The organism is Anabaena sp. CCY 9402-a (genome assembly GCF_963920945.1).
GTDB lineage: Bacteria > Cyanobacteriota > Cyanobacteriia > Cyanobacteriales > Nostocaceae > Trichormus > Trichormus minutissimus.
In genome coordinates this window covers 1-17,334 of record NZ_CAWUDL010000044.1, presented here as the reverse complement: position 1 = coordinate 17,334, position 17,334 = coordinate 1, and the positions used below count along the sequence as shown (strand labels likewise).

At 41.5% G+C, this 17,334-nt stretch carries 14 protein-coding genes and 1 pseudogene; 7 read left to right on the top strand and 8 right to left on the bottom strand.

Annotation, left to right across the window (positions count from 1 at the left end):
* Positions 1 to 422 precede the first annotated feature (422 nt).
* Entirely contained in the window at positions 423 to 641 is a 219-nt protein-coding gene (locus ACM0OR_RS16950; protein WP_414577579.1) for a hypothetical protein, read from the bottom strand.
* Positions 642 to 926: 285 nt separating this feature from the next.
* Here ACM0OR_RS16950 and uvsE point away from each other — a divergent pair, with 285 nt between their 5' ends.
* Together uvsE and ACM0OR_RS16940 are read left to right on the top strand one after the other, a co-directional pair.
* Entirely contained in the window at positions 927 to 1,874 is a 948-nt protein-coding gene (gene uvsE, locus ACM0OR_RS16945; protein ID WP_414577627.1) for a UV DNA damage repair endonuclease UvsE, read from the top strand.
* A gap of 58 nt (positions 1,875 to 1,932) precedes the next feature.
* Positions 1,933 to 3,525, top strand: coding sequence for an Hsp70 family protein (locus ACM0OR_RS16940; protein WP_414577577.1), 1,593 nt, complete (start codon positions 1,933 to 1,935; stop codon positions 3,523 to 3,525).
* 4 nt (positions 3,526 to 3,529) lie between these two features.
* Here ACM0OR_RS16940 and ACM0OR_RS16935 read toward each other — a convergent pair whose 3' ends face one another.
* From ACM0OR_RS16935 to ACM0OR_RS16905, 7 genes are all read right to left on the bottom strand, one after another.
* Positions 3,530 to 4,789 (bottom strand): cation:proton antiporter, encoded by a 1,260-nt coding sequence (locus tag ACM0OR_RS16935; RefSeq protein WP_414577575.1) that lies wholly within the window; start codon positions 4,787 to 4,789, stop codon positions 3,530 to 3,532.
* A gap of 137 nt (positions 4,790 to 4,926) precedes the next feature.
* The gene (locus ACM0OR_RS16930; protein WP_414577573.1) at positions 4,927 to 5,751 is read right to left on the bottom strand and encodes a zinc-dependent peptidase; all 825 of its coding nucleotides are present in this window, start codon (positions 5,749 to 5,751) and stop codon (positions 4,927 to 4,929) included.
* 137 nt (positions 5,752 to 5,888) lie between these two features.
* Entirely contained in the window at positions 5,889 to 7,283 is a 1,395-nt protein-coding gene (locus ACM0OR_RS16925; RefSeq protein ID WP_414577572.1) for a TldD/PmbA family protein, read from the bottom strand.
* Between the two features lie 214 nt (positions 7,284 to 7,497).
* Positions 7,498 to 9,198: a hypothetical protein gene (locus ACM0OR_RS16920; protein WP_414577570.1), complete on the bottom strand. Its 1,701-nt coding sequence runs from the start codon at positions 9,196 to 9,198 to the stop codon at positions 7,498 to 7,500.
* A 143-nt stretch (positions 9,199 to 9,341) separates the two neighbouring features.
* Entirely contained in the window at positions 9,342 to 9,755 is a 414-nt protein-coding gene (locus ACM0OR_RS16915; protein ID WP_414577568.1) for a hypothetical protein, read from the bottom strand.
* A 50-nt stretch (positions 9,756 to 9,805) separates the two neighbouring features.
* A complete protein-coding gene (locus ACM0OR_RS16910; RefSeq protein WP_414577567.1) occupies positions 9,806 to 10,639 on the bottom strand; it encodes an FAD-binding domain-containing protein in 834 nt (277 codons plus the stop codon).
* Between the two features lie 473 nt (positions 10,640 to 11,112).
* On the bottom strand, positions 11,113 to 11,322 hold the full coding sequence (locus tag ACM0OR_RS16905) for a transposase family protein (RefSeq protein WP_414577565.1): 210 nt from the start codon (positions 11,320 to 11,322) through the stop codon (positions 11,113 to 11,115).
* Between ACM0OR_RS16905 and ACM0OR_RS16900 the strand changes: the two genes are divergently transcribed.
* The 5 genes and pseudogenes from ACM0OR_RS16900 to ACM0OR_RS16880 form a co-directional block, all read left to right on the top strand.
* Entirely contained in the window at positions 11,311 to 11,811 is a 501-nt protein-coding gene (locus tag ACM0OR_RS16900; protein ID WP_414577563.1) for an HsdM family class I SAM-dependent methyltransferase, read from the top strand. The two genes, ACM0OR_RS16905 and ACM0OR_RS16900, sit on opposite strands and share 12 nt — an antisense overlap.
* 411 nt (positions 11,812 to 12,222) lie before the next feature.
* Positions 12,223 to 13,545, top strand: a complete 1,323-nt coding sequence (locus ACM0OR_RS16895) for an efflux RND transporter periplasmic adaptor subunit (protein ID WP_414577562.1) — start codon at positions 12,223 to 12,225, stop codon at positions 13,543 to 13,545.
* 100 nt (positions 13,546 to 13,645) lie between these two features.
* A complete protein-coding gene (locus tag ACM0OR_RS16890; protein WP_414577560.1) occupies positions 13,646 to 16,819 on the top strand; it encodes an efflux RND transporter permease subunit in 3,174 nt (1,057 codons plus the stop codon).
* A 70-nt stretch (positions 16,820 to 16,889) separates the two neighbouring features.
* Positions 16,890 to 17,033: pseudogene (locus ACM0OR_RS16885) on the top strand (SDR family NAD(P)-dependent oxidoreductase); the annotation flags it as partial.
* Between the two features lie 26 nt (positions 17,034 to 17,059).
* Positions 17,060 to 17,334: hypothetical protein (locus tag ACM0OR_RS16880; RefSeq protein WP_414577558.1), on the top strand; the 275-nt coding region annotated here is incomplete at its 3' end.

Here is a 17,334-nt window from a genome sequence, read left to right as displayed (position 1 = left end):
TAGATGCAAACAACTATATTATTGCCAAATTTTGACTGTTTATTGCCCTGAATACTGTGAGAATAGCTACTATTTTTTGGCAGTAATTGGAATTGCCAGTATTTTAACTCCCTGGTTTTCAAAATAATGAGGCAATTTTAACCAAAATTTTGACTATTTCCAGAAATATAGGGGACAGGTGACAGGGGATAGGGGACAGGTGACAGGTGACAGGTGACAGGTAATAGGAAATAGGCTTTGACGTGTTTGTGCTACTGCTTAACCACAATGGGGGCTTTGAACAAAATCAGCTTGGGGGAGAGAATAGGGTATTGGCAACTCTTTTTCATATCTAATACCCCTTCAAAATACAACACAAATGTCTCTGATAAAACCTCCGCGCCCTACCCTGCGGGAACGCCTAACAGCAAATGCGTTTAAAATTAAGCCCTAGATGTCGGCTTCAAAAATAGCCATGCCACAAAAAATGTAGCGGCTGTAAATAGTTGCGTCAAATCCAATGCAGATAGATAGCCATCAGCAAAGGATGCAATACTGCGGTCAGTTATGCCAAACACCCAAGAGGAAAGGCCGAACAGCCAAATGCCATTCTTGAGATTACCTACGAATTCCTGAGAATCTGACTTTGGCTGGTCTTTCATACTCCTGTACTCCTTTGCTAGAAAATTCACCGATTTTTGAAAAATGCTTGCTATCTTGAATTTTTTGAACTCCCAACCCTGGATTTATACTTATACTTAATATTAATAAATATTTCATGGACTTGACAGCACTGCCAAAAGATACATATGTAAATCTTGACATTCTTCCTTTGGTTCTGTTTACTTCGCACTGTCAAAATCCAGACAAAATCAGGCTGGAGATACTCCACACTGACAAGACAAATTCAGTTAAATAAAAAGATGGTAAAAATAACAGATAAATCAATGGCTGCAACCCAGTTAAATAATTTGCCTAACACAGCAAAGTTAGAAAACAAGACTACGCCAGAATTAGGACTGGTTTGTATTACTGCGGATAAAAAAGTTCGCTTTCGGACAATGACACGCACACGCTACCTAAAACTATCCTTGAGTCAGCGTGAAACTGCGTTGAAAGAAATCTATCAACATAACTTGCAACGGTTGCATGATGCCCTTTCCTTTTGTGAAGAGAACAAGATTCGCCTATATCGAATGACTTCAGCCTTGTTTCCCCTCAATGATATGGAAGACGAAATTGGGGCAAATATTTTAGAAGCAATGAGTGCTGATTTAGAAAAAATCGGTCAAAAAGCCCAATCCTTGCACATCAGAATGGTACTACACCCAGATCAATATGTAGTGCTGAGTTCTGAGTCTCCCGAAATAGTCCAAAACAGCATCAAAATCTTAGCGAGACACGCCCAAACCCTAGATTTATTAGGCTTACCTCGTTCACCTTGGTCATTGATGAATATTCATGGTGGCAAATCCCAACGTAGCGAACAACTAATCAAAGTCATCTCCGAATTACCAGCCAACATCAAAAACCGTTTAACACTAGAAAACGACGAATACGCCTACAGTGCCGAAGAAATTTTAGCAGTATGCCAACAAGCTAAAATCCCGATGGTATTGGATGCCCATCATCATATTTGCCATGAAAAACTAGACAGTTACAATCATCCCAGCGTAGATGCCATGTTTTACGCAGCCAGAGAAACCTGGACACAACCAGACTGGCAACTAGTACACATTTCCAACGGTGAACAAGCATTCAACGATAGAAAACACAGCGATTTAATCACCGCCATGCCCAACATATACCACCAAGCCCCCTGGATAGAAATCGAAGCCAAAAAAAAAGAAGTCGCAATTTCACATCTGCGCTCATGGTGGCTTATGGGACAATAGGCTCAACCTCAAACACTCTCTGCGCCTCTGCGCCTCTGCGTGAGAAAATCATAAGACTATGGCGATCGCAATCGATTTTGGTACAAGTAACACAGTCATTGCTCGTTGGAATCCCGTCACCCAACAGCCCGAAACCCTTACCCTCTCAGGCTTATCCATCCAACAAAGCCTCAACCCCCCATTAATTCCCAGCCTAGTGTACGTTGAAGATGCCAACCAAGGTAAAATCATTGTAGGGCAACAAGTACGCGATCGCGGTCTTGACCTCAAAAGCGACACCCGATTTTTCCGCAGCTTCAAACGGGGTATTGGCTCAGATATTCAAGGCTTCCTCCCAGAACTAGACGGACAAACCATCACCTTTGAACAAGTAGGACAATGGTTTCTCACCCAAGTCATTCAACAACTCGCACCCCAAGAAGGCGGCTTAGATTCCCTAGTCTTAACCGTCCCCGTAGATAGTTTTGAAGCCTATCGCTATTGGCTAGGTAAAGTTTGCCAAGCCCTCCCCGTTGAACAAGTGCGGATGCTAGACGAACCCACAGCCGCCGCTTTAGGCTATGGTTTAGCCGAGGAAGAAAATCTCTTAGTCATTGATTTCGGTGGCGGGACATTAGATTTATCCCTCGTCCAGTTAAATAAAAGTAGCCAAGCCAACACCAAACCTGTAGGCTTTCTCCTCAAATGGGGTAATAAATCCCTAGCGGAAGACTCCAAACAAAAAGTCAAAACCGCCCGTGTTTTAGCCAAAGCTGGGCAGAATTTAGGCGGTACAGATATTGATAATTGGTTAGTAGATTATTTTGCCAAAACCCAAGGATTAGCCGTCAGTCCCCTCACCATGCGACTAGCTGAAAAAGTCAAAATTCAGCTATCCAGCCAAAACCAAGCCAGCGAGGTTTATTTTGATGATGAAACCTTTGAAAGCTACGAACTGGAATTAAACCGCGACACCCTCGAAAATATCCTCAAAGAACACGCCTTTTTTGAGCAATTAGATGAGTCAATGGCCAATCTATTGCAGCAAGCACGCCGCCAAGGAATTGAACTCTCGGACATTAACGCCGTGTTGTTAGTGGGTGGGACTGTGCAATTACCAGCAGTGCAGACATGGGTGAAGCAGTATTTTGCACCCGAAAAGATTCGTTCCGAACGTCCCTTTGAAGCGATCGCCCAAGGCGCATTACAACTATCCCAAGGCGTAGAAATCAAAGATTTTCTCTACCATAGTTATGGTGTACGCTATTGGGATCGTCGTAACCAACGCCATAGTTGGCATCCCATTATTAAAGCTGGACAAGGCTACCCCATGAGTCAGCCTGTAGAGTTATTCTTGGGTGCTTCCCTAGAGAATCAACCCAGCATAGAGTTGATTATTGGCGAACTCGGCGCGGAAACAGGGGGTACAGAAGTGTATTTTGATGGCGATCGCTTAATTACTCGCCGCCTGGATAGTGGTGTCACCAGCGTCAAACCCTTGAATGAGCAAGCAAAAACCATTGCTCAACTCACACCGCCTGCTTTTCCAGGGAGCGATCGCATTAAGATTATGTTTCAAGTTGATCAGCAAAGGTTTTTAAGAATCACCGTTGAAGACTTATTAACCAATGACACGCTATTAGAAAATCAACTTGTAGCTCAGTTGAGTTAAGTAGTTACTCATTGGTAGTTTGAGACTGGTGCTTTCGATTCATGTATTCACCATAGAGCTTGGTTAAGGGAGTCGCACTTAAGCCTTGAGCAAGAATAGAAGCACAAATCATCAGGCTGCAAACTAACCAAACCTCCTCTACTCTAACTTGCTGTACTGAATAACCAGCGTAAAAAATAGCAGCCACACCAATCGGGCCAAACCAGCCAACAAACAGAGCTTCTTGAAGATTATGAATAGGACGAATGTAGTGATGGAGTAACAAAATTGCGGGTATTCTTCGTAAAAACAATATGGCTACTACCAATAAAATTAAATTCCACCATCCCAATGCTAACCATTCCCGCCAAGGAATAGTTAAGCCCAACAAAATAAAAATCGGTAAAGTAAAAAAGCGGTTAATTGCTTCTTGAATGTTGTCTTCCTCTGCTCTCTCTTTACCACTAACAACATAACTAAAAGCCAAACCAGACACAAATACAGCCAGAATCCCATCTGAGCCAAGTAACTTAGCAGCACCTAATACTGTCACACTCAGAGCAATTGTGTAACTCAAAAAAGATTGCTGCTCAATTGTTCCTTTACGTTCAGCCAATTCTAAGAGATAACCTGCTATGTAACCAAACACTATGCCAAACAGAACAGCTATACCAACTTCCCATAAAACGACATGAATCAACCAGTGAGATAGCACATCACCGGAAGAAGGCTTTAGCATCAGGATACACAACAATACAAAAGGATAAGCCAAGCCATCATTAGCACCTGACTCAGCCGAAATGATGTGTCGCAAACGTCTTGGAAGGTTATCTTCAGCTACAACACCTGTAACAATAGAAGTTGAGACAATGGGGTCAGTTGGTGTAATTGTTGCCCCTACTAACATTGCCTCCCAAAAAGGTATTTTTAAAATCCAATAGACGATTAAACCACTGATTACCCACATCATGGGCATGACCAATCCTAAAAGGATTGCCAAAGGTTGCCAATTACGGAAAACATAATTTTTAGGTAGTCGCAGGGCTACCCCCATCAAGCCAATCGCTAATGTAAAACGGGCAGTTTGCTCTAATAGTTGTTCCTGTGGTATTCCCCAAGCACTGGGATTCACTAATCCCAAACCGATAGGCCCCAGCAATAACCCCAATAGGAGAGCTGTTAAAGGGTCGCTAGTCCACCAATTTCGGCGGAAATAGTCAGATAACAGTCCCAGAAATAGAACGATCGCACCAATGGCTGTAACTACAATATTAAGTTCATCCAATTTCAGTCACCAAATGCTGATGGATTAGGGTTTTTTACTACTAGAGAATATTTTTAAGCGATCGCCATTCTGAATTACATCCATCTTGAGGAGAAAACTTGGAAAATGCAAATATGGCAATAGATATAACCTAATATTTAAATCCATTGCATAGGGTCTAGTTGGTAGTATTTTTTCAGTAGCTCATAAAGTGCTGGATGTAGTTGCAATAATTGCTGTGGCTTTTCAAAGAAAGTCTCAGTTGACACCGCAAAAAACTCTGCGGGATTTGTTGCACCATAACTATCAATGACAGTCTCAACACCTTGCTGCACATCATGACAAAGTTGTTGATATTCTGCCGTCATTACCCTAGACCAAATCCCATAATCTAACTGACCTGACAAAATAGGCACACCTTCAGCTTTACCATCTTCTTGATCTAACTGATGAGCAAATTCATGCAGCACAACATTATGTCCATCTCTCCAGTTGTGAATATCTCCTTGTACCTGCTGCCAAGATAATATCAATTGGTCTTTAGTCCATGATTCACCTAATCTGGCATCACGTCTTTCTTCAACAATATAATTATCAATAGCAACAGTTTGATTAACAAAATATGTACCAGGATAAATCAAAATTGAACGCAATTTAGGAAAGTATTCACCGCGCTCATTCAGTAGTAGTAAACAGGCAACAGCAGCAATAGTTAATTTCATCTCTTCCGTTACCTGTAATCCTCCACAACCAATGAATTCTTTTTCTGCTAAGAAAACTTGCATATGTCCCTGAAGTCGTCGCCGTTCTGCCGGAGAGAGGCGTAGATAAATAGGTAAATTATTTTCAGCGATCGCATTCCACAAAGCAGGAAACATCCGCTTTTGCATACGGCTTCTGCGTTTTTTCCTCAAAACGGGACTGAGAAAAATGACAGTAATAATCAACCCAATAATTAGAAAAATAATAATTGCTTTAAACATTGCTTGTTAGTGCTGATTACTATCTATCTATAAAAATCAGATGTTTTGGAATACACATAAGAACTACATCTAGGTCTTGGTGGGCAAAGCCCACCAAAAATTACTGTAATTACGAATTACGAATTACGAATTACAAATTAAATATCTCCCCCCACTACCACATCTCGAATTCGTAAACTAGGGCCACCACAACCTACAGGTAAACCATTTTGCCCACCTTTGCCACAACCGCCGGATTCATCCCAGTAGAAATCATCGCCAATAGCTTCAATATCTGCCAAAGTTTGAAAAACATTACCCGAAAGCGTCACATCTTTGACTGGTTCAGCAATCTCACCATTTCTAATCATCCATGCCTCCCCCGCGCTAAAGGTGAACATTTCCCCATTCGTCATTCCACCCAGCCAATTGCGGGCGTATACTCCTTCTTTAATACCCGTAAATAAATCTGCAACTGGCGTTTTACCCCGTTCAATCCAAGTATTAGTCATGCGGACAATCGGGTTATAGTGATAATTGAGACAGCGAGCATTACCTGTTGGGCTTTCCTCTAACTTGCCTGCGGTTTCACGGGAATGTAAACGACCAACTAAAATACCATCTTTAATCAGTTGAGTAGTAGTGGCTGGTGTCCCTTCATCATCATAAAAATAGCTACCGCGATGACCTTCTGGGGCTGCACCATCAAAAATTTGTAGTTCTTCCGGGCCAAATTGCCGTCCGATGGTCATGACTTCCAGTAAATCGGGGTTTTCGTAAGCCATATCAGCTTCCGAAAGATGCCCAAAAGCTTCGTGAACAAATAAGCCCGTCAGAATAGGGTCAATCACTACAGTGTAGGTATTTCCCTTGACTGTCGGTAAAGATAAGGCAGCAACAGCCCTTTGTGACGCACTTTTTACCTGTTCATCCAGATTCATTAAATCTTCGTAAGCTTTGCGAGAACCTGTAGTTTCCCTCCCAGTTTGGACAGTTTCGCCATTTCTGGCGGTGGCTGCAAAGCGCATTTCCATGTCTACCCAAGATTGATTGATGAGAGTCCCTTCTGAGGTAGCAAGGATAATTCTTTGGGAACTATCGCTATAACGAACCGAGGTAGTAGTGATGCGATAATCTTCAGCCTTTAATAGTTCAGTATAGCGATCGCACAATGCCTTTTTCTGCGAGAGGGTTACTTGACGCGGATCTTTCCCTGTCAATGGAAGAGTGCATACTGCTTGCACCGGGTCAATAGAAGCAAGTAAAGTTTCTTCATCACCTACCATCCGTGCAGCAGCCACTGCTTCCTCAATGCGTTCCTTAATGGTAGAAAGCTGATTAAAACTGCTTAACCCCCAGCCACCTTTATAACAAGCGCGGATATGTCCACCACTAGAGATTCCTTCACTAAGGGTTTCCACCTTGTCGCCACGTAACAAGATATCTGTCCCTTCTGATTCTTCTAAGCGAATCATCAAATAATCTACACGGGATGAGTAGCGGGCGATGAGGTCAGAAAGTAAATTTTGTGCGTCAGCAAGTGTAGTCAACATTTCTCGGTAGTCACCAGACAAACTGCATTTATTCTGCAATTATTTGGGTGATATTTGCTATTTATACCTAATTGCATTCAAAAATTTTAGTTTTGGCAGTGTAGGTTTTTAATAAAGTAATCAGTGATGACTGTAAAACTAACGGACGAATCATAGTTTCATCAACCCTTACACCCCTACACTGATAAAGAATACAACAGAGTAAAAATACTAACTATGATTGCAACTTGGTATCAATAATACAGTCTGCCTTTAACAGCGTGAAATTTCCCGTCTCTAAAACAGAACAATACTTTGTTAATGTTGCTAACGCTGGAGTAGTGTTCTTAGACAAATTGCTAACAGCCTCAGTAAAGACTGGCTGAAAACTTTTCAACCAAGTTTTACTCGTAAGATACTCAACTTTAAAGGATGTACTTTCTACCAGCCAGAAATCGACTCCATATTTTTGAATTAGTTGTTTTGCTGGTGTTAAATCCTGGCTATATTGGGCATGAATCAAATCAATAGTGCGTTGGCGAATCTGAGAGTAGTAACCTAAATGGAAAGGCAAAGCATATTCTCTACCCACCAAAATAGGTCTTTGAGCAAAAGTTGGAATGTTATCAGCCTCGTCTGCAAGAGTAGCAACTAGACTATTTTTGGGTTGCTGTTGTAAAAATTTATATAATACTGATGCTGTAGATTGCCTATAATCGCTAGTGGGAAAGCGTCCCGAAAAGTTAGGGTACAGCAACAGAACAATTGCTAAAGTCACGGCTAATGCCGGTTGCCAAAGTTGGCGTTTTTTCCGATAAGTCTGGAATAACCAATCTAAGATTACAGTTAAGGTAATACCTGCAGCAATAGCCATCACTATTCGCAAAGTATGCACTGTGTAGCGAGTAGGAAAAAACAACTTGAGCAGGAAAGTATGGGCAGCAAAAAACAATATCAACGATACGATAATAATCTGTAGCAATATTTTGACTTCAGTATTGACAATTCTGACGAGAGGAAACTTGTCAAGTTTTCGTTGCACCATTGGAAAGAACAACCCCATCCAAATCAGAGGAGGCATTAATGGGGGCAAGATTCCACTATGTTGTCCAATCAACCAAAATTTCGCAGAATTATAGTCAAAAAAAGGATGTCGTCCTTCTGTCCACAGTTCTGGCATCATCCAAGCTTGAGTAGCAGTGACGACGGGGCTAAACTCAGATGAAGCTAAAATATAGGGTGACATTACTAGAAATGCTAATACCGCAATAGCAACTAGCAAAAAATAATTATGTCGTAACCGAATAAATAAAATACCTAGACAAATAAATAATAGGGGAGGATAAAATAATCCAGACAGCATAATAATCAGGCAAATAATTAACCAAGAACTCCTAATTAGATAATAGAAAAATGCCAAAAGCAACGGATAGACAAAAGACCTAGGTGTGGCAGAAACTAAGTCAGATTGAAACCAGAGACTTTGGTTGAGCAACAAGGTAGTAATAAATGCAGCCCCTGGTACTGGAAAAATTTTTAGAGATAAATAAAAACAATAGATAGTAACAATCAAGCCCAAAAAGATGGGTAGAATTTTACTTAGCAAAAGAGGATTGATGCCTAAATTAGCCATCACTTTATATAAAGTGGCATATCCTAATGGTGTAATCGATTGAAAATAATCTGCGATCAAATCATTGTGAAATAATTCTGGATCTACAAACTGTTGCATCCAAAATACATATTCTCGTGCATCATCTTGAGCAACATACTCAGTTTTGAAGGCTCTTTGTAGTCCCAAAATGCCATAGAATAAGGAAAATCCTAAACTCAGAGTTAAAGGCAATAAAATCAATCTCCAATGGCATTTATCACCAGAAGTAGAAGCAGGATTAATTGGTGTGGTGAAAAACTTATGCAGATACATGAAAAACATTATTAATCATATAATTAAATGTTTGTAGTAAGGACTTTAGTCCTTTCTTCCGGTAAGCAAGCATCATGTACAGGAAATAGCTATTCGCGCAGCGTTCCCGTAGGGTAGCCCTGACTAAGAAATCAATTACAGAAAGTTGTTGCTTATTCAAAAACATACTTTTCCGCTACCTTCCAATAGCGGGAGAATCGCTTGAGATCAATATGCCCATCGTAATCAAAGAATGGTTCAACTTCAAACACCTCTAGGTTTAAAGAACGCTCAATTTCATCGCAGATATCATTAAACCGAGGACTAGGGCTATCGGTTGTCGCTACCAATTCAGCATTATGTTCTTGAGCAAAAGCTAAAATTTCTTGCGCCACATTACCGCGACGAATTTCTACGGGTAACTCTAACAAGCATTCATAAATAAAAGTCAGCCGTTTGAGGCTGAGTTGCCATTCTTCTATTAAAGCACCATCCCAAACCCAAATAGCCGGCGCATCCGGGTATGCTTGTAAAGCTGGGTTATGAGGACTTAAACAATCACCGTGTATCCAAATAATTTTAGTCATTAGTTATTATTTTTCTGTCACCTGTCACCTGTCACCTGTCACCTAATTCCCTACCTCCTCCCCTTTTGCCAACTTTGACTATTGGGTTTTTTGGTAAATTCTCCTTTGGGAAAAAGTCGCTGTTCTAATTCTTCGTAGCTACCTTCAAAATCACAATAACCGTAAAGGGGACATTTTTGACAATACACCCCTTTGGTGTAGCGTTCTAAGTTTTCACGGTTGAAAAAATAAGGTTTATGACTGAAGGTGCTAGCTACCCACTGCCAAGACATATTATTACTAGCAGGATCACCGTCTAATAGGTGTTCTAGAAACCATTTTGCACCTGCTTGCCAACGAATGCGCCGCCAATGGACAACATAAGCTGCTAACCACATCCGCATATGATTATGTAGGTAGCCAGTCTCGCGTAATTCTTGGCTGAAGTTGTCTATGCAAACTAAGCCTGTAGTACCTTCTTTGATGTTTTGGGGTAACTCTGCTGCGTATTCGGCTATGGTGTAGCCGTTTTTGTATTCTTCTTGGTCTTGGCAAATGTTATTTCCTAGCTTGGCATATAATCTTTGCCAGTAGTCTCGCCAACCTAATTCGTTAATTAGTTTTGTCGCATCATCACGGTGTTGGACGTTATTAAGTACATAATCACGAATTTCTCGCAAGCTTAAAACGCCATAACGAATGTAGGGCGAAAGTTTGGTTACATCGCCTGTTAAAAAATTACGTGTTTTGGCGTAGGATGCTGGATTGATTTTGTGTAAAGCTGTTTCGGCTGCTTTCCTTCCTCCCAGTGTGTTGCTAACATGATCATCACGTTCTGCGGCTTGGGGGAATTGTTCCCGTAGATAGGCTATTAATTCATCTCGACTAGCAAATTCACGCTGCATAAGTTACTCATTTACAATGTTAATGCGGCAACGGCTATGTTAATTCCTGACTTAGTTATGTTAATGCCGTGATGGTAATGTTAATTCCTGACTTGGTTATGTTAATGCCGCGACATTGGTGACAAGTTAGGGCTGTAAGTCTTTTGTCAAGAGGCTTTCAGGGAATTGTGGAAAAAAAACTGGTCAGACCCTCGTTGAAGATCGGGAAAAGGAGCGACAATCAACTTAACATTTGGTTTTCGTTTCTGTTTGATAATACCTAAATCTCGATTGTGGGGGTCAACAAAATACTTAATAGACTTGTCCACAAAAGATAAAAAGCTTACTATGAAAGCGTTACACGAACTATAACTGGGATGAAACACTAATTAGGGCTGAACACAAAAATAAGGTTTTGGGGATAAAAATATCAAAATTATTAAAGGTTTTAAGAAACATAGCTTTCTAAATAAGAAAATCTAAAGGCGGATAATTCAAAGATCATGACTTAGTATAAACGAATAATTTAGATGTAATCTAACTAATCCACATACTGCCATTATCACCTGATTATAACGATGTCGAGCTAAACGAAATCTATCACTAGCTACTCGAAAAGTTTTGACTCTACAGATGAGATGTTCAACACCAATTCTTCTTGATGATAATTTCTGATTTTCTTCTTTTTGAATATGATTTTGCATGGCATTGATGCGCCGAATATTATCCACACCAACACGCTGACGGAAAATCTCAGTGATATTCAAGACAAGAATCGTTTTGATGTCATCTTGGCAAATCCGCCATTTGGAGGGAAGGAACGCAAGGAAGTACAGCAGAATTTCCCCATTAAGACAGGGGAAACGGCGTTTCTGTTTTTGCAGCATTTCATCAAAATCCTGAAGATGGGCGGTAGGGCTGCGGTAGTAATCAAAAATACATTCCTGTCAAATTCGGATAATGCTTCACGGGCGTTGCGTCAAGAGCTTTTGAGTAGTTGCAATTTGCACACGATTTTGGATTGTCCCAATGGGACTTTTATCGGAGCGGGGGTGAAAACGGTGGTGCTGTTTTTTGACAAAGGAAAGCCCTTCTCCTTCGGAGACGCTAACGCGAACGACTTGGTTCAGGGAACGCCTTTATTTTCTCAGGGAAAACCTTCAACTCAGGGAATGGCTACTCAGAAAAGTTAACCATTGGAGTTATATTGCGATAGTTCTTACTCAGGCTCGTAAAGGTATAAAACATCCACCCATACCTTTTGCCTCTTAATCCTTTTTTAGTGGGGGAAAGTGAACAACTACAAATATTCTTTTTGCGACATTAAATAAAAAAGATGCTGATTCCAAATTTAGTATATTCTTCACCAGAAAAAAGAAAACAGCTCGATAGTCTCCGACCGATGGTCGGTCATCGCCTGTCTTGTAAACTATTTTTTATCATTCTCCTTTAGGTAGATTAGAGAATATCCATAAGACAGTATATTTGGATGAGTTAACACAAAATGGAGCAAAAATCTTCATGCTTAATAAGTAAACTTCATTACAAAATTTTCAATTCAGATTCAGTTCTATTTCACTTGTTTTGTAGGTTTGCTGTCAGCTATGTCATCCCCTGATTCTCACACTGATTTTCCAGACAATCTTCCTCGTCCATCCTATGAGCCACCCCCCGAAAACTCGCGGGGGCTGCGGCTATTGCTAGCTGGTATCTTACTGTTAGTAGGTGGAACAGCAGTAGTTTGGCGATTACTGACTCCCATTAACCAAGCACCATTAGCTGCCAATGCTAAATCATCAGGGGTACGAGTTAAAATATCACCAGTACAAATAGGCACAATTGAAGACAGTACAGACTTTGTTGCTAGTCTAGAATCCCGGCAATCTGTGAAGCTACAACCGAAAATCCCAGGGCAAGTTACCCAAATATACGTCAGATCAGGAGATGCGATCGCCGCCGGTACAGTTGTGATGCAAATCGACCCCAGACAGCAACAAGCCGCATTTATAGGTAACGATACCGCCGCCGATGCAGCTAAAGCTCAGTTAGAAAATGCTTACGCCACACTCAAATCACTAGAAGCAGAAAGGTTATCGAAGCTAGCAGATTTAAGCCTAAATCGGCAAGATTATCAAAGATATGCCAGTTTAGCAAAAGAAGGGGCAGTATCTCGACAAACTAGGGATCAATCAGCCAACAGACTAGCCATAACTACAGCTAGTCTTAACGCCATAGATTCCAGGATTCAAGCTCAAAAAGCCAACATTGCCCAAGCTCAAAAAAGTTGGCAGCAAGCCCAATCTAATACTGCTCAACAACAACTCCAGTTGCAATACTACAGAATTACTACCCCCTTGACGGGTACTGTGGGCAATATTCCTGTAAAACTGGGTGATTTTGTCAATACATCTACACAACTAGTCACTATCACTCAAAACCAACCATTAGAGGTTAATGTTTCCGTCCCCCTAGAACGCGCCTCCCAACTGCGTAAGGGAATGCCGGTGGAGATTATGAACGCGCAAGGTCAAGTTTTGGGTACAAGTCGGGTATTTTTCATTGCTCCTAATGCTACTAACGATACCCAAACTATCCTGATGAAAGCACTGTACACTAACTCTAATAATCAACTCAGGGCAGACCAATTAATTAGAGCTAGAGTGATTTGGAGTCAGAGAACTGGTGTTTTAATTCCTACTACAGCCATTTCTCGCATCGCTGGTAACACCTTTGTCTATGTAGCGCAAACGGAAACATCACCGCAAGGCATTTCTCAATTAGTCGCCCGTCAAAAACGGGTGCAACTAGGTGATATTAGACGCAATCATTACCAAGTTCTATCAGGATTGCAGCCACAAGACAAAATCATTGTCTCAGGGTTGCTTAATCTCCAAGACGGTGTGCCGATTGTTCCTGATTCTCTGTAGTATTGGGGATTGGGGAAAAATTAATTCAAAATTCGAAATTCAAAATTGAATTGCCCAAATACCCAATCCCCAATCCCCAATCCCTAATTCCCATTCCCCAATGTTCGTCAACTTCTTTATTAAACGACCTGTATTTACCAGTGTCTGCGCTATTATTATTTTTTTTGTGGGTGCAATTAGTATCCTAACGCTACCAACAGATAGATATCCAGAAATTAGCCCTACACAAATTATTGTTAATGCTAACTACCGTGGTGCTAGTGCGGAAGTTGTAGAAAAAACAGTTACGAATGTCTTAGAGAGCCAAATAAATGGTGTACAAGGCATGAAGTACATGACTTCTAGCAGTAGTAATGATGGCGGTAGTATGATTACTGTCACCTTTGATGGATCACGGGATAAGGACATTGCGGCTGTTGATGTGCAGAATCGCGTCTCTCTGGCTCAGTCACAGTTACCGGAAGCGGTGCAGCGTACTGGTGTGACTGTCAGCAAGCACTCTAATAATATTTTGCTGGCAATTGGACTATATAGCGATCGCCAAGAATATGACAATCTATTTTTAAGCAACTACGCCGACTTATATATAGTAGATGCCCTGAAAAGAATTAATGGTGTCAGTGAGGCGCGGATTTTTGGTGAACGCCGTTATGCAATGAGGTTGTGGCTTGACCCCAATCGCTTGGCTAGTCGTAAATTGACCGCCCAAGATGTAATTGATGCACTGGATGAACAAAATATCCAGGTGGGTGTAGGGCAAATCGGACAGCCACCAATCCCAGCCGATCAGATGTATCAAATTGACCTGACGGCAGCTAGTAGATTAACGGAAGTTTCAGAATTTGAGAATATCATTCTGAAAACAGGTGCAGATGGCTCACTGATTACATTTAGGGATATCGGACGGGCAGAATTGGGAGCAGAAAACTATAACTCCTTTCTGCGCTTTCGGGGTAAGGAATGTATAGGGATTGGCATATTTCCGCTTCCTGGAAGTAATACTTTGGAAGTGGCTGAGGCGGTTAAAGTTGAAATTGCACGCTTGGCTAAAAGCTTTCCCCCAGGGATGGAATATCAAGTGGCATTTGATACGACTGACTTTGTGAAAGAGTCTTTAGGGGAAGTGGTGACAACACTATTAAAAGCGATCGCACTGGTTGTCTTGGTAATTTTTATTTTCCTCCAAGACTGGCGGACTACCCTCATTCCTGTCATTACCATCCCCGTATCATTGATTGGCACTTTCGCTTTTATTAAAGTTTTTGGCTTTTCCATCAATACTTTGACGCTATTTGGTCTGACCTCAGCTACAGGGATGGTAGTTGATGATGCCATTATCGTAGTCGAAAATATCTCCCGCTTAATTCAAGACCGGGGAATGTCACCGCGTCAAGCTGCTGCCGCAACTATACAGGAGTTATTTGGATCTGTAATTACTAGATCATTAATTTTAATGGCAGTATTTGTACCAGTGGCATTCTTCCCCGGTTCGACTGGTCTGATTTATCGTCAGTTCGCTTTAACGATCGCCTTTTCTATCACCATTTCTACCTTTTTAGCTGTCACCCTCACACCGACTTTAGCGGCTGTATTACTACGAACTAAACCCAAACCACGGGGGATATTTGGCTGGTTTTTTGGACGAATTAACTGGTTTTTCGATTATATACAAAGACAATATGCGCGATCGCTGCATTTCTTCAACCGGATGAGAGCGATCGTTATTGGTCTATTTATCGCCGCCTTAGCATTAACAGGCTGGCTGTATCTCACCGTCCCAACAGCATTTATCCCTGATGAAGACCAAGGTTATTTCATCACCATTATTCAAGCACCGGAGGGGGTTTCCATCAACTACACCAGCAAAGTCATGGCGCAGGTTGAAGCCGAAATCCTGAAACTACCAGAAATTACTGGTACTTTTGCCGTCGGTGGTTTTAGTTTTAGTGGGAACACAGCTAATAGTGGCGTGATTTTTAGTACCCTCAAACCGTGGAGCGAACGTCAGCAACCAGGACAATCAGCAGACGCGATAATTAACAAGTTGCAGGGAGTATTTTCTAATATCTCCGAAGCGCGAATTTTCCCTGTTAATCCTCCATCAATTGACGGCTTAGGCAGTTTTAGCGGCTTCCAATTTCAACTGCAAGATAAATCAGGGACTACTAGCTTAAACTCCATGTTAGAAGTCATGGGACAGATCATTACAGAAGGTAATCAGAACCGAGGATTACAAGGTGTGTTTAGTACCTTTAATGCCAATACACCGCAGATGTTAATTGCAGTAGACCGCAATAAAGCTAAGGTCTTGCAAGTGCCGATAGATAATATCTTTAAAACCTTACAAAGTTACTTAGGTTCGCAATACGTCAACGACTTTAATTTTCTCTCGCGGACTTATCGGGTATATGTGCAAGCCGATGCTAAGTTCCGTTCTGAGCCTGGGGATATCGGTAAATTATATGTGCGTTCCCAGACTGACCAAATGATTCCCCTGAGTAACTTAGTCAAGTTAACCCCCACCACCGGGGCGCAAACCATCAATCACTATAACCTGTTCCGGTCGATAGAAATCAACGGTGGGGCTGCTCCTGGCTACAGTTCAGGTCAAGCGATCGCCGCAATGGAACGCCTAGCCCGACGAGTATTACCAGCCAGTATGGGTTACGAATGGTCAGGGATTACCACTGAAGAACAAACATTTAGTAGTCAAGCACCTTTAATTTTTGGTTTAGGCTTGGTGTTTGTGTTTTTGGTATTAGCTGCAAAGTACGAAAATTCTGTAGACCCCTTGATTATTATGTTGTCCATCCCCTTAGCTATTTTGGGAGCGTTAATAGCCCAATCGCTAAGGGGATTGAGTAACGATGTATTTTGTCAGGTGGGGTTAGTAATGTTGATTGGCTTGGCTAGTAAAAACGCAATTTTGATTGTGGAATTTGCTAATCAATTACGTGCTGAAGGTCTGAGTATCACCAAAGCCGCCATCCAAGCAGCGCAAGAACGCTTACGGCCGATTCTCATGACGGCTTTATCTACACTATTGGGGGTTTTTCCGCTTTTAATTGGTGTCGGTGCAGGTGCGGCTAGTCGTCAATCTTTAGGGACAGCAGTATTTGGCGGAATGTTGGTGGCTACTTTCTTCAGTTTGTTCCTCGTGCCGATTTTGTACATCGTGATTGGTAAAATGCGCGATCGCATCAAACCGAGCGGTAAGCCTCCCTTCACAGATTCCAGTCAAGAAGACAAAACTCCTTCTGTTACCCACCGTTAAATTTAACCTTGGCGTAGTAACTTAATAGTGAATAATTTTTGGATTACCAAAACATGACAAGATTAGTATCATGACAGATTTAGCCCGAAAAATGGCAATTATCACAGGTGCATCACAGGGTATTGGACGAGCGATCGCCCTGACATTAGCTCAAAAAGGTGCATCTGTAGTTGTTAATTATGCAGGAAGGGCAGATAAAGCCCAGGAGGTTGTAACTTTTCTTGCGAGTGATGCAGCACGATGGATCACTGGGCAAAACATTCGCGTGAATGGTGGGATTGTCTGAACCAAACAATAGCCTTTATTCATGCCCTCTCAACTTTAGAACAAGAACATTCCTGTTTGGAACGAGAACATTCCTGTTTAGAGCGAGAACATCCTTGTTTAGAGCAAGAACATTCCTGTTTAGAGCAAGAACATTCCTGTTTAGAACGAGAATATTCCTGTTTAGAACGAGAATATTCCTGTTTAGAACAAGAACATTCCTGTTTAGAACAAGAACATTCCTGTTTAGA